The 25,507-nt window shown below is 66.6% G+C and carries 23 protein-coding genes and 1 tRNA gene; 10 read left to right on the top strand and 14 right to left on the bottom strand.

Annotated elements, in window-relative coordinates; translation table 11 throughout:
* Positions 1-30 precede the first annotated feature (30 nt).
* From ACZ1I5_RS13415 to ACZ1I5_RS13405, 3 genes are all read right to left on the bottom strand, one after another.
* Entirely contained in the window at positions 31-1,638 is a 1,608-nt protein-coding gene (locus ACZ1I5_RS13415; protein WP_465169748.1) for a terminase, read from the bottom strand.
* Positions 1,625-2,092 (bottom strand): helix-turn-helix domain-containing protein, encoded by a 468-nt coding sequence (locus ACZ1I5_RS13410; RefSeq protein WP_465169747.1) that lies wholly within the window; start codon positions 2,090-2,092, stop codon positions 1,625-1,627. The genes ACZ1I5_RS13415 and ACZ1I5_RS13410 overlap by 14 nt, the downstream gene beginning before the upstream one ends.
* 199 nt (positions 2,093-2,291) lie before the next feature.
* Entirely contained in the window at positions 2,292-2,444 is a 153-nt protein-coding gene (locus ACZ1I5_RS13405) for a hypothetical protein (RefSeq protein WP_465169746.1), read from the bottom strand.
* A gap of 287 nt (positions 2,445-2,731) precedes the next feature.
* Between ACZ1I5_RS13405 and ACZ1I5_RS13400 the strand changes: the two genes are divergently transcribed.
* The 3 genes from ACZ1I5_RS13400 to ACZ1I5_RS13390 all read left to right on the top strand — a co-directional run bounded on the left by ACZ1I5_RS13400 (position 2,732) and on the right by ACZ1I5_RS13390 (position 4,234).
* Positions 2,732-3,376, top strand: coding sequence for a transposase (locus ACZ1I5_RS13400; RefSeq protein WP_465169745.1), 645 nt, complete (start codon positions 2,732-2,734; stop codon positions 3,374-3,376).
* 29 nt (positions 3,377-3,405) lie between these two features.
* Entirely contained in the window at positions 3,406-4,059 is a 654-nt protein-coding gene (locus tag ACZ1I5_RS13395; protein ID WP_465169744.1) for a Rossmann-fold NAD(P)-binding domain-containing protein, read from the top strand.
* Between the two features lie 98 nt (positions 4,060-4,157).
* Positions 4,158-4,234, top strand: a tRNA-Pro gene (locus ACZ1I5_RS13390).
* 50 nt (positions 4,235-4,284) lie between these two features.
* Here ACZ1I5_RS13390 and ACZ1I5_RS13385 read toward each other — a convergent pair.
* The 3 genes from ACZ1I5_RS13385 to ACZ1I5_RS13375 form a co-directional block, all read right to left on the bottom strand.
* A complete protein-coding gene (locus ACZ1I5_RS13385; RefSeq protein ID WP_465169743.1) occupies positions 4,285-5,592 on the bottom strand; it encodes an FAD-dependent oxidoreductase in 1,308 nt (435 codons plus the stop codon).
* A gap of 181 nt (positions 5,593-5,773) precedes the next feature.
* Positions 5,774-6,319 carry a peroxiredoxin gene (locus ACZ1I5_RS13380; RefSeq protein ID WP_465169742.1) on the bottom strand — a complete coding sequence of 182 codons (546 nt, stop codon included), beginning with the start codon at positions 6,317-6,319 and terminating at the stop codon, positions 5,774-5,776.
* Between the two features lie 120 nt (positions 6,320-6,439).
* Positions 6,440-7,234 (bottom strand): CsgG/HfaB family protein, encoded by a 795-nt coding sequence (locus ACZ1I5_RS13375; RefSeq protein WP_465169741.1) that lies wholly within the window; start codon positions 7,232-7,234, stop codon positions 6,440-6,442.
* Positions 7,235-7,569: 335 nt separating this feature from the next.
* Here ACZ1I5_RS13375 and lepA point away from each other — a divergent pair, with 335 nt between their 5' ends.
* Positions 7,570-9,381, top strand: a complete 1,812-nt coding sequence (gene lepA, locus ACZ1I5_RS13370) for a translation elongation factor 4 (RefSeq protein WP_465169740.1) — start codon at positions 7,570-7,572, stop codon at positions 9,379-9,381.
* 402 nt (positions 9,382-9,783) lie between these two features.
* Here lepA and ACZ1I5_RS13365 read toward each other — a convergent pair whose 3' ends face one another.
* From ACZ1I5_RS13365 to ACZ1I5_RS13350, 4 genes are all read right to left on the bottom strand, one after another.
* Positions 9,784-10,629 carry an IS3 family transposase gene (locus tag ACZ1I5_RS13365; RefSeq protein WP_465169739.1) on the bottom strand — a complete coding sequence of 282 codons (846 nt, stop codon included), beginning with the start codon at positions 10,627-10,629 and terminating at the stop codon, positions 9,784-9,786.
* A 23-nt stretch (positions 10,630-10,652) separates the two neighbouring features.
* Entirely contained in the window at positions 10,653-11,063 is a 411-nt protein-coding gene (locus ACZ1I5_RS13360) for a transposase (RefSeq protein WP_465169738.1), read from the bottom strand.
* Between the two features lie 265 nt (positions 11,064-11,328).
* Entirely contained in the window at positions 11,329-12,300 is a 972-nt protein-coding gene (locus ACZ1I5_RS13355) for a hypothetical protein (protein ID WP_465169737.1), read from the bottom strand.
* A 431-nt stretch (positions 12,301-12,731) separates the two neighbouring features.
* A complete protein-coding gene (locus tag ACZ1I5_RS13350; RefSeq protein WP_465169736.1) occupies positions 12,732-14,045 on the bottom strand; it encodes a hypothetical protein in 1,314 nt (437 codons plus the stop codon).
* Between the two features lie 268 nt (positions 14,046-14,313).
* Between ACZ1I5_RS13350 and ACZ1I5_RS13345 the strand changes: the two genes are divergently transcribed.
* From ACZ1I5_RS13345 to ACZ1I5_RS13320, 6 genes are all read left to right on the top strand, one after another.
* Entirely contained in the window at positions 14,314-15,144 is an 831-nt protein-coding gene (locus ACZ1I5_RS13345) for a DUF1444 domain-containing protein (protein ID WP_465169735.1), read from the top strand.
* 319 nt (positions 15,145-15,463) lie between these two features.
* Positions 15,464-16,174 (top strand): DUF2490 domain-containing protein, encoded by a 711-nt coding sequence (locus ACZ1I5_RS13340; RefSeq protein WP_465169734.1) that lies wholly within the window; start codon positions 15,464-15,466, stop codon positions 16,172-16,174.
* 128 nt (positions 16,175-16,302) lie between these two features.
* Positions 16,303-16,938, top strand: a complete 636-nt coding sequence (locus tag ACZ1I5_RS13335; protein WP_465169733.1) for a 2OG-Fe(II) oxygenase — start codon at positions 16,303-16,305, stop codon at positions 16,936-16,938.
* A 146-nt stretch (positions 16,939-17,084) separates the two neighbouring features.
* Positions 17,085-17,369 (top strand): PqqD family protein, encoded by a 285-nt coding sequence (locus tag ACZ1I5_RS13330; protein WP_465169732.1) that lies wholly within the window; start codon positions 17,085-17,087, stop codon positions 17,367-17,369.
* Positions 17,359-18,303, top strand: a complete 945-nt coding sequence (locus tag ACZ1I5_RS13325; protein WP_465169731.1) for an HPr kinase/phosphorylase — start codon at positions 17,359-17,361, stop codon at positions 18,301-18,303. Before ACZ1I5_RS13330 ends, ACZ1I5_RS13325 begins: the two co-directional genes overlap by 11 nt.
* Positions 18,300-19,136 (top strand): sulfotransferase domain-containing protein, encoded by an 837-nt coding sequence (locus tag ACZ1I5_RS13320; RefSeq protein WP_465169730.1) that lies wholly within the window; start codon positions 18,300-18,302, stop codon positions 19,134-19,136. The genes ACZ1I5_RS13325 and ACZ1I5_RS13320 overlap by 4 nt, the downstream gene beginning before the upstream one ends.
* A 247-nt stretch (positions 19,137-19,383) precedes the next feature.
* Here ACZ1I5_RS13320 and ACZ1I5_RS13315 read toward each other — a convergent pair whose 3' ends face one another.
* The 4 genes from ACZ1I5_RS13315 to ACZ1I5_RS13300 form a co-directional block, all read right to left on the bottom strand.
* Entirely contained in the window at positions 19,384-21,234 is a 1,851-nt protein-coding gene (locus ACZ1I5_RS13315; RefSeq protein ID WP_465169729.1) for an asparagine synthetase B family protein, read from the bottom strand.
* Between the two features lie 73 nt (positions 21,235-21,307).
* Positions 21,308-22,669, bottom strand: coding sequence for a PepSY-associated TM helix domain-containing protein (locus ACZ1I5_RS13310; protein WP_465169728.1), 1,362 nt, complete (start codon positions 22,667-22,669; stop codon positions 21,308-21,310).
* Positions 22,666-23,241: a hypothetical protein gene (locus ACZ1I5_RS13305; protein WP_465169727.1), complete on the bottom strand. Its 576-nt coding sequence runs from the start codon at positions 23,239-23,241 to the stop codon at positions 22,666-22,668. Before ACZ1I5_RS13305 ends, ACZ1I5_RS13310 begins: the two co-directional genes overlap by 4 nt.
* Positions 23,241-25,391, bottom strand: coding sequence for a TonB-dependent siderophore receptor (locus tag ACZ1I5_RS13300; protein ID WP_465169726.1), 2,151 nt, complete (start codon positions 25,389-25,391; stop codon positions 23,241-23,243). The genes ACZ1I5_RS13305 and ACZ1I5_RS13300 overlap by 1 nt, the downstream gene beginning before the upstream one ends.
* Positions 25,392-25,507: the final 116 nt, after the last annotated feature.

Below are 25,507 nucleotides of genomic sequence, written 5' to 3'. Positions count from 1 at the left end.
GGGAAGGGAGGATGAAACGTCCCGCCAGGCTCACTCCGCCTCCCGCAGCTCGCGGTAGAGATCGTAGCCGTCGTCCAGGTCGCGGTAGAGATCCTCCTCCTCGTCCCGGCTCCGCCGCTGCTCCGTCACGCCGTAGCGCGACGGGTCGAGCCAGCTCGGATCGCGGTGCAGCACCGGTTCGGCGAAGGTCAGCGCCAGCGCGTCGGCATCGTCGGGGGAGCCGAGCCCGCGCGCCTTCATATGCTCCTTCTTCTCCAGCAGGATCGACACCTGGTCCGCGGCATAGCCATATTCGACGCCGGTCAGGTCAGCCGCCAGCGCCTCCTCGTCGGGGATCGCCCCGCCGGACAGCCAGCCGCGCATGTTGGTCCACATCTCGGAACGCTTGTTGGCACATTGCACCCGCATCTCGCCGGCCCAGATCGCCTCGCGACCCTTGCCGCCGAACCACACCTCATGCACGTTCGGCACGCCGAGCTGGCGCAGCCGGTCGACCACCGCGCCGCCGATATTGCCGGCATCGACGAAGATCGCATCGGGATGGAAGCCCTGCACCTGCAGCGCGACGTCGCCCGCCATGGTCATCGCATCCACCCCGTGCCAGCGTTTCCACGGCCGCGTCCGCGCATCCCGCCCGCAGCGGATGGCAAGCGTCGAATGATCGTCGCCGAAGCGCGCGCAATCCAGCCCGAAGATCACCGGATCCCAGGTCACCCCGCCGAACAGCTCGCGCGCCCGCGCCGCCGCGACAAGGTCATGCCCGATGAACTGCATCGAGGAGTTGGAGGGGAATTGCCCGCGCACCCGCACCCGCACCACGTCGCTGTCCTCGCCGTAGGTCGCGACCAGCTCGTCGAGATAGGCGCGGTTGACCCCCTCGACCGAGCGGCTGTCGATCTGTCGCCCGTTCCACAAATGCCGGTGCCGCCCGAAACAGTCGCGAAACGGGCCGGTATTGTGCGTCGGGTTGCCGAAGGCGAGGAAGATGATCTCGGTCCCCTCGTCGGTCAGTGCCCCCAGCGCCACCTCCCACACTTTGGGCGCGATGCCCGATGCTTCGTCGAAGATCAGGATGATGCGCTTGCCCTGGTTGTGGAGGCCGGCGAACGCCTCGGTATTGGCGACGCTCCAGGTGACGAGATCGGACCGCCAGCTCTTGTCATGCCCCGCCACGGTGGAGACGAGCGACGTCGCCGTCGCGCTGAACCAGTCCTTCGTGATCGACAGGTTATGCCATTTGACGATCTCCGGCGCGGTCTTGGTCAGCAGCTGCACTTCGGTATTGGCGGTCGCGACGATGCGGGTGTCGATGCCGGTGTCGAGCCCCCATTTGATCAGCATCGCGATCAGCGCCGATTTGCCGATGCCATGGCCGGAGGCGCGGGCGATGCGGCACGGCATGTGCCGCGTGGCGGGATCGGACAGATGCGCGCCGATCGTCTCCATCACCTCGCGCTGCCACGCGCGCGGGCCGGTGACGCCGGCGAGCGGGCCTTCGCCCCAGGGATAGGCGAAGCGGGCATGGGCGAGGGGATCGTGCCTGAATGCGGCGACATGAGCTTCGACCGCCCCCGGGACGTGCCGTTTCTCCAGGGCGGAAACGGGCGTGATCGCGCGCGGCGGCTTAATCCGGGACATAGGGCACCTGTCTGTCGGCGACGCGGGCCATCGCCTTGCGCAGGCGTTCGACCAGGCCATCGGCGTCGCTATCGCCTGCGCCGAGGCTGCCCCATGCCTTCGGATCGCGGACACGCAGCCATTGCAGCCCGGCGCGGATATCGGCCCGGACTTCGCGGGCATAGCGGAAGATGATCGGGGCCGTGTCGCCGGCAGGCAGGAAGACGCGCACGGCCTCCTCCTCATAGCCGATGGCGCGTTCGTAGAGCGCGCGCTCGACACGCTCGTTCGCCTTCGCCTTGCCGAGCGCGGTGGCCTCGGCGAAGTCGGGATAGGCAGCGCGCCAGCGGAAGATGGTGCTGCGCGAGACGCCGAATTCGGCAGCGAGCTCGCGATCGGTGAAGCCGTGAGCATATTGCTCGCGGGCGCGCCGGGCATAGGCGGCTTTGTATGTGGTGGGGCGGGTTTCGGTCATGCAGCGCGGTTTAACCGCGCGGTTTGGTAGTTTGAATCAAGCGGCATGGCGTGTGGTAAAGGGTTTTGCGGGAGATATGGGACACCAGCTTGTGTCATATCTCCTGCGCCGCATTACCAAGCTGTCGCACGATTAAATTGTTATATTTCAATTAGATGTTCGGGCTCAATCCATCGCCCAAGCGGCGATGGCGAAAGGCTCAGGCGGCGGCGGTGCTCAGCGGGCGCCGTGCCGGGCGGGCGATGCGGATGCTGTCGCCCACGCCGCTGCGTTCCATCCGGCGGCGCAGCTTCTCTGCGAGGACTCTGCCGACAAGTTCGTGATCGGCGCGGAAGTAAATGGTACCGTTCATGTCAGTCTCCGTAACCTTCGCTCAGTCAATCCTCAATTCAGAGTGGTTAATCCCACTTCCTGCACATCTCGTCTCATAACGCGGCGGAACTACGCTTTGTTCCGAATCCGCATCGAACGCGAGTCGTGTGCGACCGGGCATCGACGAAATGGGATGGCCAAGGTGACGGTCAGAGGCTGATCCCACATTTAATTAATAAACTGTCACCGAAATAGCGGTTTCGGTGACAGTTTACTAATTAGCCAATTCCGGCTACCAATAAGGATATGGCGCGCCTGGCCAGAGTCGTGATCCCTGGAGTTCCGCACCATGTCACGCAGCGGGGCAATCGGCGCGATCCGACCTTCTTCGAGGACGCCGACTATGCGCTCTATCGCAAGCTGCTCGGCGAGGCGGCGGGCAAGGCCGGCGCGGAGGTGTGGGCCTATTGCCTGATGCCGAACCATGTCCATGTGATCCTGACGCCGTCGGACCCGGATGGACTGCGCCGGACCTTTGCCGACCTTCATCGCCGTTACACCAGCATCATCAACGCGCGACAGGGCTGGACCGGGCATTTATGGCAGGGGCGGTTCGCTTCGGTTGCGATGGATGACGCGTATCTGGCCAGCGCCGCGCGGTATGTGGCGATGAACCCGGTCCGGGCGCGCCTGGTCGAGAGGCCGGAGGACTGGCGCTGGTCGAGCGTCGCCGCACATCTGGCGGGCAGGGACGACGGCGTGGTCAAGGTGCGGCCGCTGCTCGAGCGTACGGGGGACTTCCGGGCCTTTCTGGGGGATGAGGAGGATGCCGCGGCCTATGCCGCCCTGCGGCAGTCGGAGACGACGGGCCGGCCCCTGGGGGGAGCGGCGTGGATCGAGGCGGTCGAGCGGCAAACCGGCCGCAGCCTCGCGCCGCGACGACGGGGACCGAAACCAAAGGCCGTTAATTAGTAAACTGTCACCGAAATAGGATGGGCGGGATGACGAGGCTTCTTGTGGCGGGCGCTACCGGGTTGGTCGGCACGGCGGCGCTGGCGCTGTTGCTGGACGATGCGCGGGTGACTCAGGTGGTCGCGCCGACGCGGCGGGCGCTGGCGCCGCATGCGAAACTGCTGAACCCGATCGTGACGAGCGGGAACCTGCCGCTCGACGCGGCGTGGTGGGCGGTCGACGGCGCGATCTCCGCGCTGGGCACGACGCGGGCGAATGCCGGATCGGCCGCGGCCTATCGCGCGATCGATTACGACTATGCGCTCGCCATCGCGACGCGAGTCCGTGAAGGCGGCGCGACCGCCTTTGCGCTGACCTCGTCGATGGGGGCAAATGCGCGCTCCTGGTTTCGTTATCCGCGCACCAAGGGCGAGCTCGAGGAAGCGATCGATCGTCTCGGCTTCCCGTCGCTGACGATCCTGCGGCCGGGTTTCCTCGGCGGGGCGCGCAGCGAGCACCGGCCGATGGAGAAGACCATCGCCCGGCTGCTGGACATGGCCGCGCCGATCCTGCCGGCCAGCGCGCGGACCAGCCCGGCCTCGACCGTCGCGGCGCTGCTGGTCGAGGCAGCGCTGCAGGGCAAGGCGGGCCGGCACGTGATCAGTTCGCGGGAGATCGCGCTGGCAGCCGAAGGCCGGCGTTGACCAGCGGCCGGGAAGACTGCGCGCGCGCAGCAGGCCGCCGATCTTTTTGGCTTGATCGCCGGTCGCTGGCCCGCTAGGCGCACCCCCCTGCAATGTGTCGGGGCGTGGCGCAGTCTGGTAGCGCACTGGTCTCGGGGTCCAGGGGTCGTAGGTTCGAATCCTATCGCCCCGACCATTGCAGCTTTCTTTCCCGGCGGTCTTTTCGCGGGAAGATGAATTCCCCGATCAGCCTCTCGCGCCGAGCATGTCCTCGATACTGGTGAATTTCTCGCGCGGGGCGCCGTCGCGGGCGCGGGCGATTTCGGCGGCTTCGATCTTCTGCCAGTCGCGGAAGGTGACGACATCGACGTTCCGACTGGCGAGCAGCGAATCGAGCCCCGCGCGGCCGGCCTTGCCGCTGTCATCGCCAAGGTCGGCGGCGATGTGCTCGGCGATCAGGAAGCCGTCCGGACGGTTGGTGCCGATCGTGCCGGTCGGCCCACGCCGTGCCCAGCCGACCGCGTAGAGGCCCGGGCCGATCCGCCCGTCTTGGTTGGCGAAGCGGCCGAGCTTGTCGTCATAGGGCACGCCGTGGATCGGCGGGGTGCGATAGCCGATGCAGCTCACCACCAGGCCGGCGGGGATGGCATAGGTCTCGCCGGTGCCCAGCGCGCGGCCTTCGGCGTCGATCGCGGTGCGCTCGACGATGACGCGCTCGGCCCTGCCCCCATTCTCACTGCTGCCTTCGACGCGGACGGGCATGGCATAGAAGTCGAAATCCACCTCGATCTGCCCGCGATCAGTGCGGGTCGCGAAGTCGCGCAGGTGCGCGACCGCCTTGCGCTGGCCGGGGTCGAGCGCGGCATCCTCCTCGATCGGCGGGAGATCGGCCGGGTCGACATGCGGCACGGCGCGGGCGAGATGGCCGAGCTCGCCCAGTTCCTTGGGGGTCATCGCGATCTGGTGGGGCCCGCGCCGGGCGAGGATGGTGATGCGGTCGTGAGTCGCGGTGCCGAGATGGTCGAGCGCATGGCCGACAATGTCCGATCCGGCGAACTCGCTCTCCGCCTTGGCGAGGATGCGGGCGACATCGAGCGCGACATTGCCCGCGCCGACCACCACCGCGCCGGGGCCGTGGAGCGAGGGGTTGAGCCCGGCGAAATCGGGATGGCCATTGTACCAGCCGACAAACGCCGCCGAGCCGACCACGCCGGGGAGATCGTCGCCGGGCACGCCGAGCGGCTTGTCGGCCGGGGCGCCGGTCGCCAGCACCACCGCGTCGTAGAGGTCACCCAACTCGGCGATGGTCACGTCGCGGCCGACGCTGACATTGCCGACGAAGCGGACATTATCGGTGAGCGCGACCGCCTCGTAACGGCGCGAGACACCCTTGATCGATTGATGGTCGGGCGCGACGCCGGTGCGGATCAGGCCGTAGGGGACGGGCAGGCGATCGATGATGTCGACGCGGACCGCGTCGCCGAAAATCTTCTGGCAGGCTTCCGCGGTGTAATAGCCGGCCGGTCCGGAACCGATGATCGCGATGTGACGCAAGCCCGCTCTCCTGTCTTTTGCCCGATGCTAGCGGACATGAGCGGCAGAACAAGCCGCCACGGGTCGCGCCGGGGCGGGGAGGGTGAGAAAAGGTCTTGTCCCGCAACCGGTTCGACCCGGGCCGACCCATTGCACCAGCAATGGGCCTGGTTGAATCGACCGGTGCGGGAGAAAGATGGCGTCAGCCGCGGCGCTTGGCGCGCCAGGCCTTGACCGCCGCCATGGTGCCGGTGACGTGGCCGGCGGGGCTCATCTCCGAATGGACGAAGATGATCTTGCCGTTGGGCGCGATGACATAGGAGGTGCGGTTGGTCATCGTCTTGCCCTTGGCGATGTGCACGTCATAGCCGCTGACGGTTTCGGGCTTGGCCACGCCGACCGGGAAGGCGTCGCGGCATTCGACCTTGGAGAAATCGGCAAGCTTGTCGATCGGATCGGCGGAGAGGCCGATCAGGGTCGCGCCGTTCTTCTGGAACTCGGCGGTGGCGAGGGCGAACTCATGCGCCTCGATCGTGCAGCCCTTGGTGAAGGCGGCGGGGAAGAAATAGAGGACGACCGGGCCTTTGCGCAGCGCGGATTTGAGCGCGAAGTTGAACTGCTTGCCGCCGAGCGCCGCCTGGGTGGTGAAATCGGGCGCCTTGGCCCCGACGGGGAGTGCGGCGGTGGCGGGGACGGCGAGAGCGAGGGTAGCGAGCAGGGCAGCGGTGAACCGGGGGGCGTGCTTCATGTGAGTCTTCCCTTGGAGAGTCACCGGCATCCTAGCCCGCCCGACGATATGGCACCATCAGGAAAAGGGGCCGCCGCGCTAGGGACGCGACGGCCCGCTCCAGGCCCGAGGGTTCGGGCTTTACTTGGCCAGCGGCGCTGCGTCCGCGGCGTTTTCAGGGAGGCCGCCGAGCTGGTCGACGAGCTTGATATAGGCATCGAGATAGGCGAGCACGATGACCTGGCCGATCGCGGTATCCTGATAGCCGCCGCCGCCGGCACCGCCGAACGCGCCGCCGCCGAACACCGCGCCGCCGCCGCCGAAGCTGACATCGGACTTGCGGGCATGGCCCTCGGTCAGCGCCTCTTCCTCGGTGGTGCGGGCGTTGACCACCGACAGGGTCACCGCCGCTTCCTTCTTGTTGACGTTGATGCCGCCGGCGACCGCACCGAGGCCGCCGAGCAGGCCGCCGCTACGGCCGAGAAAGCCGCCCAGCGCCGCGCCCGCGCCGCCGCCGCCCGAGCGGTTGTTGGCGGTGACGATATCGGGCTGGAGGAAATAATCCGCTGCCTTGACCTGGCCCTTGCCGAGGTTCGAGCCGTCCTGCAGCTCGCCCGAATCCGCCATGGCGCGTTCCATGTTGCGGCTGGCCATCGAGCGGCCGCGATTGACCAGGCCGAAGCAGCCGGATTTCTGGACGAACACCTTGATGATCGCCTCCGGGCTGCCGAGATTATATTCGCGCCACCACTGGCTGTCCGGCTCGACGATCGCGATGGTGCCGATCCGCTTGCGACAGACCGGAATGTTCAGCTCGCCATTCTTCTGCATCTGATAGGCCGACGAGCCCTTGTCCTTGGCGAGGGCGGGCGTGGCGGTGAAGGCACTGGCGGCGGCGAGCGCGCAGAGTGCCGCGCCTGTCAGGAAAGTTCGCATGGTGATCCCCTAAGTCTTCGCGCGCCCTGTTCTTGCCGGTGCGAGCGTTCAACGATGGTGCGACCCCGTGACGGCGCCGATATTAGCACCGCCCCGATAGCCGCGCTAGGCACTTCGGACCCGATCAGGGCGCGGGAGACGATCGCCGTCCCCTTAACCATCACCGTCGAAGCGCCTCTGCCCGGCGTCGTCACATACGGCTCTAGCCGCCCGGCGGATGCGCGGTGAAGGCAGGTGCGACGGAGAGTCGACGGGCGCGCGATGGGGGCGACGAAGAGCGGGCGCACGCGACCCCCTTCGCAGACGCCGCCGCGCCTGCTAACGCGCGTCCGATCATGTCGACCGACCTTTCCCGAATCCGCAACTTTTCGATCATCGCCCATATCGACCATGGCAAGTCGACGCTGGCCGATCGCCTGATCCAGGCGACCGGGGGCTTGAGCGACCGTGAGATGTCCGAGCAGGTGCTCGACAATATGGACATCGAGCGCGAGCGCGGCATCACCATCAAGGCGCAGACCGTGCGTCTGCGCTACAAGGCGAAGGACGGGCTCGATTACGAGCTGAACCTGATGGACACGCCCGGCCATGTCGACTTCGCCTATGAAGTGAGCCGGAGTCTCGCCGCGTGCGAAGGCGCGCTGCTGGTGGTGGACGCCGCTCAGGGCGTCGAGGCGCAGACACTCGCCAATGTCTATCAGTCGATCGAGCACGACCATGAGATCGTGCCCGTCATCAACAAGATCGACCTGCCCGCCGCCGACCCGGACAAGGTGAAGGCCGAGATCGAGGAAGTGATCGGCCTGGACGCGTCCAACGCCGTGCTGACCTCGGCCAAGGCGGGCATCGGCATCGCCGACGTGCTGGAGGCCGTGGTCACGCGCATCCCGCCGCCCAAGGGCGATATCGACGCGCCGCTGAAGGCGATGCTGATCGACAGCTGGTACGACCCCTATCTCGGCGTCGTCATCCTGATCCGCGTGATGGCCGGCGTCCTGAAAAAGGGCCAGCAGATCAAGTTCATGCAGACCGGCACGCTGCATCTGGTCGACCGCGTCGGCTGTTTCCGGCCGAAGATCGAGCAGCTGAACGAGCTGGCGGTGGGCGAGATCGGCTTCATCACCGCGCAGATCAAGGAAGTGGCGCAGACCCGGGTCGGCGACACCATCACCGACGCCAAGCGCCCGGCCGAGGAGCCGCTGCCGGGCTTCAAGGAAGTCCAGCCGGTGGTGTTCTGCGGGCTGTTCCCGGTCGACGCCAACGACTTCGAGAAACTGCGCGAGAGCATTTCCAAGCTGCGGCTGAACGATGCGAGCTTCAGCTTCGAGATGGAGACCAGCGCGGCGCTCGGCTTCGGCTTCCGCTGCGGGTTCCTCGGGCTGCTGCACCTCGAGATCATCCAGGAGCGGCTGACCCGCGAATACGACCTCGACCTGATCACCACCGCGCCGTCGGTGGTCTATCAGATCGAGCTGGCGCACGGTGCGGGGCATCTCGAGCTGCACAACCCGGCCGACATGCCCGACCCGAGCCGCATCGCGAGCATCGCCGAGCCGTGGATCGAGGCAGTGATCTATGTGCCCGACGAATATCTCGGCTCCATCCTGAAGCTGTGCCAGGACCGGCGCGGCATCCAGAAGAACCTGACCTATGTCGGCGGCCGCGCGCAGGCGACATACGAGCTGCCGCTCAATGAAGTGGTGTTCGATTTCTACGACCGGCTGAAGAGCATCAGCCGCGGCTATGCCAGCTTCGACTATCACCAGATCGGCTATCGCGAGGGCGACCTCGTCAAGATGAGCATCCTGGTGAACAACGAGCCGGTCGATGCGCTGAGCATGATCGTGCACCGCGGCACCGCCGAGGCGCGCGGGCGCGGCATGTGCGAGCGGCTGAAGGACCTGATCCCGCGGCATCTGTTCAAGATCCCGATCCAGGCCGCGATCGGCGGCAAGGTGATCGCGCGCGAGACGATCGCGGCGCTGCGCAAGGACGTGACGGCGAAATGCTATGGCGGCGATGCCAGCCGCAAGCGCAAGCTGCTCGACAAGCAGAAAGAGGGCAAGAAGCGGATGCGGGAATATGGCTCGGTGAGCATTCCGCAGGAGGCGTTTATCGCGGCGCTGAGGATGGGCGACGACGCCTGAGCGCCCGAGACCGGGGAGGGGATTGCGCCAGCAATCGCCGAGCCGGGCGAGGATCAGCGCCAGGCCGGCCGGCGACCGGTCGAGCTTGTCCTCGACCGGATCGTCCGGCGACGCGGCTTTGCCGCGGCGCCACCCGCTATCCCGGGCGGTTTTCCGACTTTTATTTTTCCGCTGTTATGTTGGAGTTTCGGGCGGGAATAGGCGTGTGAATTCAGCGGCTTGATGTCCGTTTTCCCTGTTACACCGTAACAGCGGAAAAACGCGTCGATTTTCAGCGATTTTTTCCGCTGTTCGTGACGAATTCGCAGAGTTCCGGTGACAGTCCACTCAATTGATAAGTCAGTGGGGCGGTGGAGTGCACCCCAGTGTTGAGACACGATAATTAGGGACAGCGCGTTGCTGTCATGGCGAGGGGCTGCTGCGCAGCACCCCTGGCGACATTTCTTCATACTCGTCCGGTGACAGATAGGCCAAGGCGGAGTGCAGGCGCTGTCGGTTGTAGACCTGCTCGATGAAGGCGCCGATCTCGGCCCTGGCATGCGCGAGATCGCGGTAGTCTGCGCCGTTTACCTGCTCCTGCTTCAGCGTCTTCATGAAGCTCTCGGCCATCGCATTGTCATACGGGCAGGCGATCCGGCTCATGCTGGGCAGGATACCGACGGCCTCCAGACGGGCGATGTAATCGCCACACGCGTACTGAACGCCGCGGTCGGAGTGGTGGACCAGCGCACCCGATACGACCGGGCGCCGCTCCAGCGCCATCGCAAGCGCATCGAGCGCCAGCTCCGCGCGCAGGTGATCCGCCATTGCCCAGCCGACCACCTTGCGACTGAACGCATCGAGGATCACCGCGAGATAGACGAACGCCTCGGCCAGGCGGACATAGGTGATGTCCGCCACCCACAGCTGATTGACGGCGGTGGGCATCAGATGACGCGCCAGGTTGGGCCACACCCGCCAGCCATGGCGCGAGTCTGTGGTGGCCGGCCGGAACAGTGGCTTCCTCAGGCACAGCAGGTTGTCCTCCCGCATCAGGCGAAGCACGCGCTTGTGGTTGATGACCCAGTCATCGCGCCTGAGCAGCGCTACGATCCGGCGATAGCCGTAATGCCGGTGCGTGATGCAAAGGCGTTGCAGCCGATCGCGCAGCGCCGTCTCCTCGACCTTGGGGGCGCTATCGTGCCAACGCCGATAGAAAGCGGCCCGGCTCACCAGAGAGAGCCGGCACAACTGCTCCACCGACAGCATCGATCCACAGCCTTGCAGACCTGTCATCGCCTGAATCTGGGCGATGACCCCGTCACGCCATTGCCGTCGCTCGGCTGACGTGACGCCTCGATACGCTGCAAGGCACCCCTGAAAAAATCCAGCGCCACCTGCTGCTCGCCGACCTTGCGCTCCAGCTCGGCAATCTGCTGCCGCGCTTCGCTCAGGTCACGCGCGCGCGCCGCCGGACCTCGCGCCAGCGCCATCGCTGCCTTCTCCACGCCGTTGGGGCGGCCGGGGCCATCGCGTAGCGCTTCTTCGCCACCATCGCGAACCGCATCACGCCAACGGTACAGGATCGTCCGCTTGATCCCCAACTCGCGCGATAGCGCCGTCCCGCTCTCGCCCGCCGCCATGCGAGCGACCACCTCCAGCTTGAACGCTCGGCCAAATCTTCGTCGAACAATCTTGGACATCAAACCCTCCTCCAAAAGGGCTGTCCCTAATTTTACTGTCTCAATCTAGGGGTGCACTCCAGCGGCGATATGAAGCGCGCCCAGTTAAGTGAAGAGCCACTGGAAGCGCTAATTAGTAAACTGGCACCGTAATTCCTGTAATGCGGGATCGTGCAGCGAGGATGATATCTGCTGCGAAAGTCGATTCAGCTGCCCGGTGAGGTAAGTAAGTGGACTGTCACCGGGATTCCCCATGTAATTCCGTAACGCGACGATCCCCCGCAGATCAACGCAGCGGCAACGTGCCGGTGAATGTACCGTCATTACCGCTGTTGCCGTTCAAGCGATTGTTGCCATAGGAATAAATGACACCGCCGCCTGACGCATTCACGCCGCCGCCATTGTTGTTGATGTTGGAATTGTTGACCAATATACCGGCCAGCGTGCCGGCTGCGGTTATGCCGAAGGTTTGACTACCCGCGACCACGACGCCGTCGAGCGAAATAGTCGAAAAGGCGGCGGTCCCGTTGCTGGTGCGGACACCCGTCTGTCCGCTGTTGGTGATATTGGTATCCTTCAGGGCGATGAAGATCGAACCGGTGGTGCTGCTGCCGACCGCCAGAATGCCAAAGCTGGCGTTGCTGAACTGGCTGCGCGATACGTTGGCGCGAACCGAAGCCGCGCCCGTCGGGAAAACGTTGATCGCCCCGTATCCTCCGACGTTGCCGACATTTAAGATCGTGGTGTTGTCGACCGTGAGCTTGGAACTGGCTGCAGGCGAGAAATCGATCCCGGCCCGGGCAAAGTTGCGGATCACCGTGTTGCGCACGATCAGCGAGCCGCCGGCAATAAAATCGATACCGTTAAGGCCGACGCCAGCACCGTCGATTTCGAGGCCATCGATGATGACCACGTCGCTTGCCCCGGCATTGATGATGATGCCCGCCGTACCTGTAGACAAGATGCCGCCGTTGCCGAGTCCGGTGCAATAGATCGTGATTGATTTGGTGATGGTGACGGCGCCGAACCCACCGGGATCAAGGCAGTTGATCTCGCCGCTGACGGCAGTATTGCTGATTGCGCCTGCGAAGGTCTTGCACGGTGCCGTGCGGCTGCATGGGTTCGCATCGTCACCGACGCCCGACACCCAGGTTCGGGTAGCCTGCGCAGAAGCGGGTGCCGCGGCGGCGATGCTCGCCAGGAGGAGCGCCATACCCAGCGCCAGCCAACGAGATAAGCGATTACCCAGAATAGCCATGGTACCCCCCAGAAGAGTCGTGTGTTGACCATAGGTCTCATAGATCCAACAAAGTGGCAACTCTTGATTGATGCATGCCGTGCCAGTGAAATTCCGGAACAACGGTGAGAGCTTCCATTGGGTAAATAGGGGTCCGGTCTTTGTCAGGATGTGGTTGCTGACACCAATCTCGGGTGTCTAGGTGGCGCCGCACGTACTCCACCCGGGAAATACCTTGCTTGTTCCGGAGGACGATGGACGTTTGACGTCTCGGGGGGCCCATCGTGAACTCGTTTTCGTGAGTCGCAAACCACAAGGAAAGTCACGATGAGCGAGCGGCGTCACGCCACGCGACTTGGCAGCGCCCCGCGACGATCGCGTTAGAATTACTCCGCGGGTTCCGGTGACAGACCACTCAATTGACCGAAGCGCGCGGTCGTGCTTGCACGCTCTTAGATACCTGCGCCGCCACCGGCATTCGCAGCCGCGCGCCGATCGCCCAAAGTCCGCGCGATCAGCACCGCCAGCACCGGAATGAGCACCGCGTAGATATATTGCGTCCGCGAGACTCCGATGCCGAACGGAAACCAGATGCCCGGCACGCCGATCGGGTCCAGCAACTCGCCGCCGAAGAAGGCGAGGGTGGTCAATGCCAGAGCGATGAGGGCGTGACTCCGCATCGGCCCGCCCCGGGCGATGCGCGCGCCGATCACGGCTAACAATGCGATCGATCCGAGGCGGCTGACGCTTGTCACGCTCGCTGCGTGAGTTGTGGCAGCGATGATCTGGACCCCAGCGAGCGCGAGCGCCGTCACATCGATGATGCGCCATGGACGCTCGCACCAGCGATTCCACGCCAGCGCCCAGGCGGCCACCGTCGGTATCCACATGAACGTCGCCAGCCACGCGTAGGTGGGCAGGTCCATCAGGTCGGTCCAGGCAGTGATCGCGTTGTTGAGGCGGCGGGCCCCCGTCAATACGAGTGCGATGGCGGCAAAGAGCAGGAAGCCCCGGAAATGGCCGCGCCTTCGGCACCAGAGCGCCAGTCCGGCCAGCAGGAACATCGCCAGCGGCTCGATCGCGTCGACGATATAACCGGCGATCGTCCGCTCCCATTGCGCGCGGTGAAGCCCGTCGCTGACCGGTCGGGGCGCGAGGATGGGCGGGCTGTGCAGGCCGCCGGCTTCGGCACTGGGCGTGGAGCCGGGCAGCATGAGGGTGCGGACGGCGAGTACGCCGCGCGTGCCTGCCGCATCGGCCGGAAGGGCAAAGCGCATCGGTCGCGTGCCGACGACCCTCGGAGGCGGGCCGAGCCTGCCCGAGCCGCCCAGCAGCTTGCCGTTCCAATAAAGTTCGTATCCGTCCTCGACGAGCGTCGGCCCGAGCATGTCCCATGAGGCGCGCCCGGCCGGCACCGTCACCACGCGCCGGTACCAGGCGTAGCCGGTATAGCCCGGATGGCCGTGCGCCATCCAGCCGCCGACATAGTCGGGCAGGCCGACATCGCCGTCATGGCTGCCGGGCGTGGCGGTCAGGTCGATCGTTTCCCAATCGCTGTCGTCCGTTTTGGCGTCTGCCCAGTGCGGATCGCCACCGATGTGGAATCGCCAGGAGCCGTCGAGCAGCGTTGCCGCAGCGCGCAGCGACGGCGGATCGGGCCGGCCGCCGCGCGCCAGATCGGCGATCACGACGGCCCAGGCCAGCAGGGTCGCCAGGGCGATCCAGACGAACAGCGTGCGTCGCGTGGCGTCGATCGGTCTTTGCATGGCGCGGGCAGGTTAGGGGCGGAACGGGCGGGCACGCAACCGGTGCCGGGCGAGCGGGCCATTTGGGCATTCGAGCGTCGGGCACGCCTGTCCCAGCTACCCCATCGAAGGGACCGCCACCGAGTTCGGTGGCGTCAAAGCGCTTCGTATCGACCTGTGCCGGCAGTAGAACCGATTGCTTACCGGCAGATGAGTCGTCGGGTAGGGCGATCATGTGGGTACGGGGGCGAGCATGCGGACAATCGGAACGGCAACGTTATTCGCGATCGTGACGCTGGCAAGTGCCTCCGCGACCGCTGCAAAGGCCCAAACCCTGCGCGACGAAACGATCGCCACGATCAAGGCCGCGTTGCCGAGCGCTGAAATAACGACGCCCGACCCGCTGACCATCAAGATCAAACCGCCCGCCGGCGAAGAGATGCAGATCAACCTCGATCGCATTCAGCACTTTTGCGACATCAACAGCGCTGCGGACTGCGCGATGGAGAAACAGCATTTCCTGGGCGGGATCGCCGAGGCCCTGACGATGGAGGAGGCGATCAAGCCGGCGCAGCTCCGGTTGCTCATTCGCTCCAGTGACTATGCCGCGGCCTATGCCAGGGAAATCGGCGATGCCGCAGAAGGGACCAGCGGCAAGGCGGACCCACCTATTGCCAGACCCTTTGCCGAGGGCGTCTCGGTGATTCTCGGCGCGGATTACCCGAATACGACCAAGATCTCCGGTCATGCCCAGTTGAAGGAACTTGGGCTCGGCGAGGACGACGCCATCGCCCTGGCCACGCGACAGGTGCTGGCAACCCTGCCCAAGCTGCCCGAGCCCGGCGAGGTCGAGGGCAAGCTGCTGGTGGTGGCGGGAATCGACTATGGGGCGAGCATGATGCTCGAACCCGAGCGGTGGCGGGCGCTGGCGCTTGCCACCGGCGGACGGCTGTTCGTCGCCATTCCGTCCGACGACAATGTGCTGATCGGCACCGTCGCGCCGGGCAAGGACCTGCGGAAGATCGAAAAATTGGTGGCGGAGAGCTTCGCCACGGCGGGGCGGGGGATATCGCCCTATGTGTACCGGTGGTCGCCGCAGGGGTGGGTGGTGGCAAAGTAAGGGGTAATTTTACGCGTAGCGCCGGCGTGTCAGGCCTGTTGGAAGCGCGTCAGATGGGAAGCCGTGACGCGCCTGCTTCCGGCAACCGCCGGTATCCACCCCGCTCGCGGGAGCACCGGCGGATGACAGGCGGATGGGGTGCGGCTAGTGTCCCGAACCGGCGGTTCGTTTACCTGCCGTCATGCTGAACGCGTTTCAGCATCCAACGCTCCACAAGCGGCGGCATTGGTCGTTGCGCCTTGGATGCTGAAACCAGTTCAGCATGACGGACTTACATATGTATCGAACGGCCTTCGGATTCAGGACATCAGGATCGTTTATGCCCAGCCGTTCCCGACGCCCGGCCCTGCGCCGCCTGCTTCCCGCTTTGCCGCTCGCGCTGGCCTCGACGCCGGCGCGCGCGCAGCAGGAGGACGAGCAGGTCTGGCTGCAGGTCAACACCAATGTGCCGCTCGCGAACCGGGTGCGCGTCACGCTCGAGCAGATCGCGCGGTTCAGCGACCGGCAGGATGGGTTGTACCAGACCGAATTCGGCGCCCTGCTCGGCTATCGCGTGTCGAAGAAGATCGAGCTGGGGTTCGGCTATCGCTGGGTCGGGGCGCATAACGGCAATAGCGGTGCTGACGAGAACCGGTTGCGCCAGCAGATGGTGGGGACGTTCGGGCCGGTCACCACGCGTTTCCGCGTCGACGAGCGGTTCAACCCGCGGGGTAGCGAGGTGGGTTTCCGCATCCGTCCGCTGATCCGCTACAATCACGAGGTCGGCGACAAGGGCGTCGCGCTGTTCGCCAGCCATGAGAGCTTCTTCCTGCCCAACAGCACCAGCTGGGGGCAGCGCAGCGGTTATGAGCGGATGCGCAATATCGTGGGGGTCACCCTGCCGCTGGGGCGGGCGGTGACGACCGATATCGGGTATCTCAACCAATATCGTCCGGGCCGCAGCGGCGCCCGCGCGCAGATGGACCATGCGCTGAACCTGCAGCTGACGATCAACCTGCGCGGTTTTGCCGGGGCGCACATCAACGACTGACGGGCGCGCGCGACATTATTTCGGCCGACGTGACGCTTGTGGAGCGTTGGGTGCTGAAACGAGTTCAGCATGACGGCAGTTTTGTAGTGGAAGACCTTCAGTTCCAGGCCGCTAACGGCTAGGGGCATGTGCCTGTGTTCGCGTCCAATCCCCTTCAGGACATTCCGCCGCATCGCCGGGTGGCGCGGTTTTTCGGCGAGGCGGTCGTCGAGCGGCTGCTCGCGCATGTCGCGGCGCGGGAAGGCGATTTCGAGACGACCCGGCTGAGCGAGCAACGCGTCGACCGGTCGATCCGCGCGTCGCGCCTGTTGCGCGATTTCGGCGATCTCCGGGCCGAGGTGGAGGCGCGTTTCCGGGGCCTCCTGGAAGAGGCGGTGCGCGACCTGGCCTTGCCGCCGATCCGGCTGGATTCGCTGGAGCTGGAGCTGGTGCAGCATGGCGACGGCGCCTTTTACCGCGAGCATATCGACACCGCGACCGACCGGCCCGGATCGGCGACGGCACGCGTGCTGGCGGCGGTCCATTATTTCCACCGCCGGCCACAGGGCTTTTCGGGCGGCGCGCTGCGGCTGCATGCCATGGCGCCGGGCCCGGACGGGCGGCGCGCCTTTGCCGATATCGCGCCCGATCGCGACCTGCTGCTGCTGTTTCCGGCCTGGGCACCGCATGAGGTGCGGCCGATATCCTGCCCGTCCGGCGCGTTCCTCGACAGCCGTTTCGCGATCAATTGCTGGTATCGCCATCGCTGGGAGAATGGTCGCTGACGCGCAGGTCGCCTGACCCCGTCGCGCGTCGTGTCGCCCGAAAAATCCGTGCCTTGGGTTGCCATCGCGGGAGAAGTATTTGATTGCGCGGGACAAGCCCCGTCGCGGGTTGTTCCTGTACCCCGACGAGCGAGGTCCCGATCCAGATGTCCGATGTTCTGAAGCTCACCGACCGGGTGGTGCAGGGGCGCAAGCAGCTGGCGACCGAGGCGGGCGGCACCATCCTGATGATGAGCGTCGACAATGGCGTCTATTGCGGGCTCGACGCGATCGGCAGCGACATCTGGCGCCGTCTCGACCAGCCCATGACGATCGACGCGCTGTGCGACGCGCTGGCCGCCGATTACCGCGCCGATCGCGCCCTGATCGCCGCCGATGTCCTCGAATTGCTGTCGTCGCTGCACGCCCGGGGGCTGATCGATGTCGTCTGATGCCGGGGCGATGCCGGCCGACAGGTTCCTGTGCGGCTGGCGCGTGCGCACCCGCATCGCCATGCCCGAGCTCGCGCCCTGGACGGGAGACGATCGCCAGCCCGACCTGCTGATCCATAGCGGGACGATTCCGCCGCGGCTGGCGGAGGCTGAGGACGTCTCGCCCCTGCTGCAGGTCAATGCCGAGCGGCAGGCGCGCCTCTCGATCGAGGGAGTCGCGACCTATTGGCTGCGGAGCGATCATGAGATCGTGATCGATCCCGAGATCGACGTGGACAGCCCCGATGTGCGGACCTTTCTGTTCGGCACGATGCTGGGCCTGTTGTGCCACCGCCGCGGCCTGTTCCCGCTGCACGCGTCGTGCGTGGTGGTCGCGGGCAGGGCGATCGCGATCTCGGGCTTCTCCGGCGCGGGCAAATCGACGCTTGCCGCCGCCCTGGTCCGGCGCGGGCACCGGCTCGTCTCCGACGATGTCTGCGCGATCGATGCCGGCGCGGCGGGCGGGCCGGTCGTGCGCCCCGCCTTTCCGCGCGTGAAATTGTGGCAGGATTCGCTCGAGGCGATGCGCATCGCCGCCGACGGGCTCCACGCCAACCGCTTCGGGCAGAACAAATATTATCTGCGGTTCAGCGATCCAGCCGACTTTCAGGCGACCCCGGTCCCGCTGGAATCGGTCTATCTGCTTCAGACGCTCGCCGCGCCGATCGCGGGCCGCGCGGAGATCATGCGCCTGGCGGTCCCGCAAGCGGCGATGGGGCTGCACGAACAGGTCTATCGCAAGCGGACGGCGCTGCGCTGGGGGCGCGCGGCCGAGCTGTTCGCCGCGGTCGGGCAGATCGTCGGCGCGACCGCCGTCCACCGCCTGACGCGCGGCCCCGATCTGACCGGGCTCGACCCGCTGGTGCGGCGGATCGAGGCGCATGTCGCGGCATGAGCGGGGTCGGCCTGATCGCGTCCTATCCGCGATCGGGCAATACCTGGGTGCGCGCGGTGCTGACGGCGCTGGTGCGCGGGGACGGCGCGCTCGATCTCAACGCCCTTGAAGGCCCGATCGCGGCCGACCGCGCCTTCATCGACGATGCGCTGGAGATCGAGACTTCCGACCTGCTGCCCGACGAGGAACGCCGTCTGCGCCCGATCGCGTACCGGGCCGGGCTTCCCGCGGGCAGGCGCGCCTTTCCGATCAAGACTCACGACGCCTGGCTGCCGGCGGCGGGCGCGGCGGAACCGCCCTTTCCCCGCGAGCGGATCGACCGGGTCGTCCTGATCGTGCGCGATCCGCGCGACGTGGTGGTGTCGTTCGCGCGCTATTTCGGGTTCACGATCGACGAGGCGATCGATGCGATGGCTCATCCGCGCTTTTCGCTCGGCACGAGCAGGACGGGACTGCGGCCGCAGGTCTCGCAGCTCGTGTCGAGCTGGAGCGGGCACGCGGCGAGCTGGCTCGGCTCTGGCCTGCCGCTCACGCTCATCTGCTATGAGGATCTGGTCGCCGCGCCGGTTAAGGGGTTCGCGGCGATTGCCGGGGCGTTCGGCCACGCGGCCGATCCGGCGCGTCTGGCGGCGGCGATCGGCGCGGCCAGGCTGGACCGGCTCACCGCCGCCGAGGCGCGCACGGGGTTTCGCGAATCCTCGCCGCATGCGCCCAACCGCTTCTTCGGCCCGGGCACGCCGGGCGGGTGGTCCGGCACGCTGACCCCCGCCCAGGCGGCGCGGATCGTCCGTGATCACGGCGCGATGATGCGCGAATTGCGGTTTATCCATTGAAAACGGGCGTTAACGCCGCGGACACGGCTGTACAGCATGCGACACGTCCGCTACCGGTGACGAGCATCGGAAGATACAGGGGTAAAGCGTGCAGAAACCTCAAGAAGCAGCAGAGACGAAGCCCGCTGCGGCGGAAGCCCCACGCAGCGACTGGCACAAGCCCGTCGCCACCTTCGTTGAGGCCAGCAGCGCCGAAAACGCCCCGGGTTCCACCCCGGACGCGGGCGTGGATTACTCCTGATCCGGATCAGTCGTTTCCGCCTTCGAATTGGCGCAGGAAACGGCCCGTCGCCACGCCGCGCATGAGCGCCAGCCGGTAGCTGCGCATGACGTGCAGGCTATGCCAGCCAGTCTCGGGCCAGCTGTCCAGCAGGCCGCGCAGGCGCGGCAGATCGAGACTGGCGCTGGCCAGCGGGCTGCGCTCCAGCCGGTCGAGTTCGGCCGCGATCTGAGCCCGTTCCGCATTGAGCGTCAGCGCCCAGTCGGCGCCCTGCAATCCCCGGCGGCGTTCGAGCCGGATCTGATCGGGCAGAATCCCCGCCATCGCGCGCCGGACGAGCGAGCGGCTTTCGCCGTGCAGCAGATATTGCTCGGGCGGGATGGCTAGGCAGAATTCGACGAGCCGGCGATCCGCCATCGGATCGCGCTGGACGAAGCCGAAGCGCCGCCGCTCCGCGCGGAACAGCATGCCCGGATCGACCCTGCCGAGCACGGCCATGCGCGTCGCGCGGCTGGTCGCGTCATGGCCGACATTCCCGGCGACCCTCTCGGCTTCGTCGAGTAGCCCCAGATCGTCGGCGAAGCTGGTGCGCAGCGCCGAGAAGTCGCGCAGCCGTTCCTCCGGCCGGCCGATCAGCCGCCGGGTCCGCTGGCGCAGCCGCCGGGGCAGCGCGGGCAGGATCACGCGACCGGCGAGCGCGCGCCAGCCATGGCCGGCGCGGTGCAGCGCTGCCATGTGCCGCCCGAGCGCGATCCACCGGCCGCGCCGCGCGAGATCCGTGAGCGATCCGAAGCCGTCATAGCTGATCGACATATTGCCCTTGCCGGCGCTCAGCATCACGGTGACGCCGCGCTGCTTTGCCGCATGGCCGATCGCTTCGACCCAGGCCTGGTTGACCGGCACCAGCGGCGGCATGCCCGCGGTGCCGGAGACGCGATCGAAGGTGTCGAACAGCGGTTCGGTCCGGTTGGGCACCAGGACATGATCGATATTGGGACAGGCCCGGGCGAGGCGCGCCGCGAGCGGCCCTTCGTTCCAGAGGTGATCGCGATCGGAGCCGCCGTCGAATCCGGCAACGGGCACCGCGGTGAAGCTGGTCAGCCTGAGTCCCCGGGCGGCCAGCTGGCGCGCCGCGAGCGCGGTGACGCTCGAACTGTCGAGGCCCGCGCTCAACTGACTGCCCACCGTGTCGACCCCGGCGATCCGGCACCGGATCGCCTCGTCCAGCAGCGCGCGGGCGGCTTCGGCATAATCGGCATCGCGCGCCAGCCTGACGGGCGGCAGTTCCTCCGGCTTCCACCTCCGGACCTGCCGGACCGCAACCTCGTCGAGGATCGCGACATGGCCGGGCAGCACGCGATCGATGCCGCGATAGGCGGTGCCGGGCTCGTCCTGCGGCAGCAGCGCCAGCCAGCGCGCGACCCAGCGCTGGTCGATCTCCCGCGCGACCTCGGGCAGCGCCAGCAAGCCCTGCGGCTCGGTCGCGAACAGGATGGAACGCCCGTCGCGCCAGAAATGCAGCGGCTCCACGCCGAACGGATCGCGCGCGAGCAGCAGGCGCCGCGTCGCCCCGTCCCAGATCACGCAGGCGAAATCGCCGATCAGCCGCGCCGGAAAGTCGGCGCCCCAACGCCGATAGGCCTGGATCGCGATCACCGCGGCGGACCGGCCCGCGAGACCATCCGCCTGATCGAGACGGCCCTGGAAGAGCGCGACGACTGGGCCCTCGACCGCGATCTGCCCATCGTCGCATGCGCCGAGAAGGATATCGGTCTCGCGGTGGAGGCGGGGTTTGCCGGGGCCAAGCGCCATTGCCCGGAGCGATCGGGCGATATCGGGCATGTCGCCGACGAAATGGAGTGCGCCGGCGATCGTCACGACAAAGCCCCTTGATGAGCGGCCGCGGCTAGCATGGCGGCCCGGGCCGGTCACTAAAGATCGCGCCGCGCGGTCAGGCGGTGGTGACGAAGCCCGCAACCGCCAGCCCCGAGCCCAGCAGCAGTGCCGCCGCGAGCGACCGGCTGAGCAGCTTCTCCAGCCTCCCCGGCGCGGGCATGAACCAGGCCGCGACGAGCAGCGCGGCGGTGGCGAGCCAATAGGTCGCGACGAGCGGCACGCCGTTGCCGGCGAGCTTGCGCAGGATGAAGGTGGCGGCGAGGATCAGCGGCGAGCCCCAGACCACGGCATCCCACATCGCGCGGAGGCGGGGTTCGTCGATGCCGCGGCGGCGGCGCTTGCCGAGCCAGATATAGCTGCCGGTCGCGCAGATTCCGGTCAGCGCCAGGCCTAGGATGAAATAGACGATCTTGACCGGCAGGCCGCCGAAATTGCCGAAATGGAGATTATAGGCCGACGCCGAGGCCTGCTGGCCGAGCGCGCCGTCGGACAGGCCCGCGGTGCCGAGGAAGCGGCCGCGCCCGTCGAAATTATAATATTCGCCAAAGACCAGCCGGCGGTCGGGGGTGCCGAGGATCTGGATATGCTGACCCGCGGTCATCGGATCGTGCAGGGTGGCATAGGTGAGGCGCAGGCCGGGATGATGCGTCTTCATATAGCCGAGCGCGGTCGCGACATCGGGCACGGGCGCGGCCTTCTTGTCAGGCTTGCCTTCGGCGCCGAAGATCGGGGCGTAGACGGCGAGGAGATCGCCGCGATAGCTGAGCTGCGCCACGCCATAAGCGGTGACGCTGGCCAGGCCGATCAGCGCGCCGGTGAGCGCGATCGCGACGGTGAAGGGCAGCGTCCAGACGCTCAGCCGGTTGTGCCAGTCGGCGAGGCCGAGGCCGTTCGCATCACGGGCGCGCAGGCGAAAGGCGTCGCGGAAGATGCGGGGGTGGGCGATGACGCCGGACAGCGCCAGCGCAAGCATCATCACGCCGAGGATACCGACGATGGTGATGCCGACCACGCCGGGGATGTTGAGGATGTAGTGGAGCTCGACGAGGAAATCGGACCAGGCGATCTCCTCCTTGCCCGCGATCTTGCCGCTGGTGTCGAGATGCACCGCCTGGGTGTCGGTGGTGATAGTGGCGCGGGGCAGGGATTCGACCGGCAGATGGACATAGAGATGCGTGGTGCGGGGCTTGCCCGCTTCGCTCGCCAGCACCGCCGCGACGCCGCGCTGGACGGCGTGGGGATCGATCGCGGCCATTTCCGGCGCGTTGGGCTGCTCGATGCGCTGCCATTCCTCGTAGAAGACGGCGACGGTGCCGGTGAGGCTGACGATGTAGAGCAGCATGCCGGCGAGCAGGCCGATCGCGGCATGGGCGGAGAGGGCGCGCTTGACCGTGGACCTTTCGGGGGCGACCGTCATGTCGCCACTCCGGCGACCACCGCGAGCAGGCCGGGCACGGCGCACAGCGCGAGCAGGCGCCATTGCCGCGCGCGGCGCTCCTCCATCAGCAGCGCGAAGGCGAGCAGGGTCCAGGCAAGCGGCATGACGAAGAAACTCGCGACATTGGCATTGGCGTCGCCCGCGCCGGACCAGGCGATGATCCCGCGCGCCGCGACGGCGAGGCCGATCGAGACGATCATCGCGACGAGGATGACGATCGCGAAAGTGCCGATCCGCCGTCCGATCCGCCATGGCTCGCCGCCTTCGGGCAGGGCACCGGCGCGGCGGTTGGAGGCTTTGGCGGTTGTGGCCGGCGCAGTGGCGGCTGCGTAGGCGAGGAACAGCAAAGCCGCGCTCATGCCGAACAGCGACGCGACGGCCGCGCCCCAGGCGCCGGCGCTGAGCCAGCCCAGCACTGCGCCGAGCGCGAACAGGCCCCAGCCCAGGCTGTTCCAGGCCCGCGAGCGCCGGGGCAGGGACCATGCGAAGCGCAGCGCCGCGCTGCCGCCTGCCGCGCTGGCACTCGCCGCGATGAGGAGCGCGTCCGCCATCAGAAGCGGTAGGTCGCGCCGATGGTGAAGCTGCGCGGCGCGCCATAGCGATACTGGCTGTAGAAGCCGATCTGGCTGTAATAGGTCTTGTCGAGCAGGTTCTCGATATTGGCCTGGAGCTGCAGCTTCTCAGTGAGGGCGTAGCGGGCCATCAGGCTGACCAGCGCATAGCCGTCCTGCTGGAAGCGGAAGGCGGCGTTGGTGACCGGGTTGGCGCCGGTCGAATAGGCCTTGCTGCGATAATTGACGCCGCCGCCGACCGTCAGGCCGCTCAGCGCGCCGGGCAGGGTGTAGGTAGTGAACAGCTTGACCAGGGTGCGTGGCTGATCGGTGTTGATCGGCCCGCCATTCTCGTCCTCGATCTTGAAATGGCTGAGGCCGAAATTGACGTTCCAGCCAGGCAAGGGCTTGCCGGTGACTTCGAGCTCGAAGCCCTGGCTGACCGTATTGTCGGCGGCGCGATATTGGCTCACCGGCAGCCCACCGCCGGGCGGTATGACGGGGTCGCCCGGGAGCAGCACCGCCAGATTGTCCTGCTCGATGCGGAACAGCGCGAGCGAGGTCTGCAGCGCTTCGTTAAAGAAGGCGCTCTTCAGGCCGATCTCATAGGCCTTGCCGTCGAGCGGGGCGAGCTGGCGGAAACTGGTGTCCACGGCGTTCTGCGGCTGGAAGATCTTGGTGTAGCTCGCATAGAGCCGGTGGTTCGAAGTCACGTCATAGAGCGCGCCGACATAGGGGATGAAGACATTGTCGTCACCGTAATTGCTGGTGATGCCGAAGGAGAAGCCGGTCTGTTTCCAGCTCGACAGGCGGCCGCCGCCGATCAGCTTGAGCCGCTCGCTGACGTTGAGGCGCAGCGCGCCATAATAGCCGGTCTGCTCGACGCGTTCCTTGACGTCCAGCGAGCCGGTGGTCGAGAAACCGGGATAAGGATAGGCGCTGCCGCCGAGCGTGGCGAAATCCGTGCCGGGCAGGAAGGCGAGCGCCGAATAGGTCGTGTCGTCGCGGTTCTGCACGCTGTGCAGCGCGCCCAGCACCAGCTCATGATCGCGGCCGAACAGGCTGATCCGGCCCTTCACCTGCGCGTCGAAGCTGTTCTGGATGCTCTTGCCCTTGTCCTTGTAGGGATAGCCATACTGGATATCGCCGGTCGCCTTGTCGACCAGGCCGGAGAGGTAGAGCAGCTCGGTGGACTGCGAATTCTTGATCCGGTTGTAATTGGCGGTGACGCTCCAGCCGCCGCCGAAATCATGGCTCAGGGTGGCGAAGATGTTCTGGTTGACGGTGTCCCAGAAGGTCCAGGGCGCCGCGGGCGTATGCGAGCGCGGCCATACCGCGAAGCTGCCATCGGTGTAGAAGCTGGGCAGGGCGCCCCAGGTCGGCGCATCCGGCCGGCCTTCCTGGTGGCTGATGCCGGCGCGCAGCAAGGTGTTGTCGGTGATGTCGGCATCGACCACGCCGTAGAGGACGAATTTCTGGTTCTTGTAGAGATCGATATAGCTTTCGCCCTCTTCGTAGCGGCCGACCGCGCGGACGCGGATGCGGCCGTCCGAAGTGAGCGCGCCGCCGACATCGCCCGAGACGCGCCAGGTATTCCAGCTGCCATAGCTGGCATTGGCATAGCCGGTCCAATCGGTGCCGTCGGCATGCTTGCGGACCAGGTTGACCGAGGCGGACGGGTCGCCCGCGCCGCTGAGCAGCCCGGTCGCGCCGCGGACGATCTCGACGCGGTCGTAAATCGACACATCGGCCATGGTCTCGCCCGCGCCGCCGGCGAGCGTCCAGGCGGTCGGCACGCCGTCCACCTGATAGTTCCGGATCTCGAAGCCGCGCGCGTAGAAGCTGTTGCGGACATCGTCGACTTCATTGACCGTCACGCCGACGCCGTTCTGGATCACGTCGGCGACGGTGGTCAGATTCTGGTCGAGGATGCGCTGCGCGGTGATGATGCTGACCGATTGCGGCGTCTCCCGCACCGTCAGACCAAGGCCGGTCGCCGTGTCGATCTTGTCGGGCAGCGTATAGGTGCCGGTGACGACGATATCGTCGCCTGACTCCACCTTTTCCTCCGCGGTCTGCGCGGCCGCCGGAAAGGCCAGTGCGAGCAAGGAGCCGCCGAGAAGCAGTGATGCAGTGCGTGTCAAAACCATGTCCCCAATATGTGCGCGCGAACCCGGCGCGCCGCCGCGGTTCGTTCGATCCTCGAATCACGGGGTTGCTAGTGCAACTAAGAAGCGCTCGCAATAACAATCGTGCCGGTGCGGAA

This window comes from Sphingomonas sp. BL-S-30, from assembly GCF_055521475.1.
Note: the sequence above shows the minus strand (reverse complement) of the source record. Positions and strands in the feature narration are given on the sequence as shown.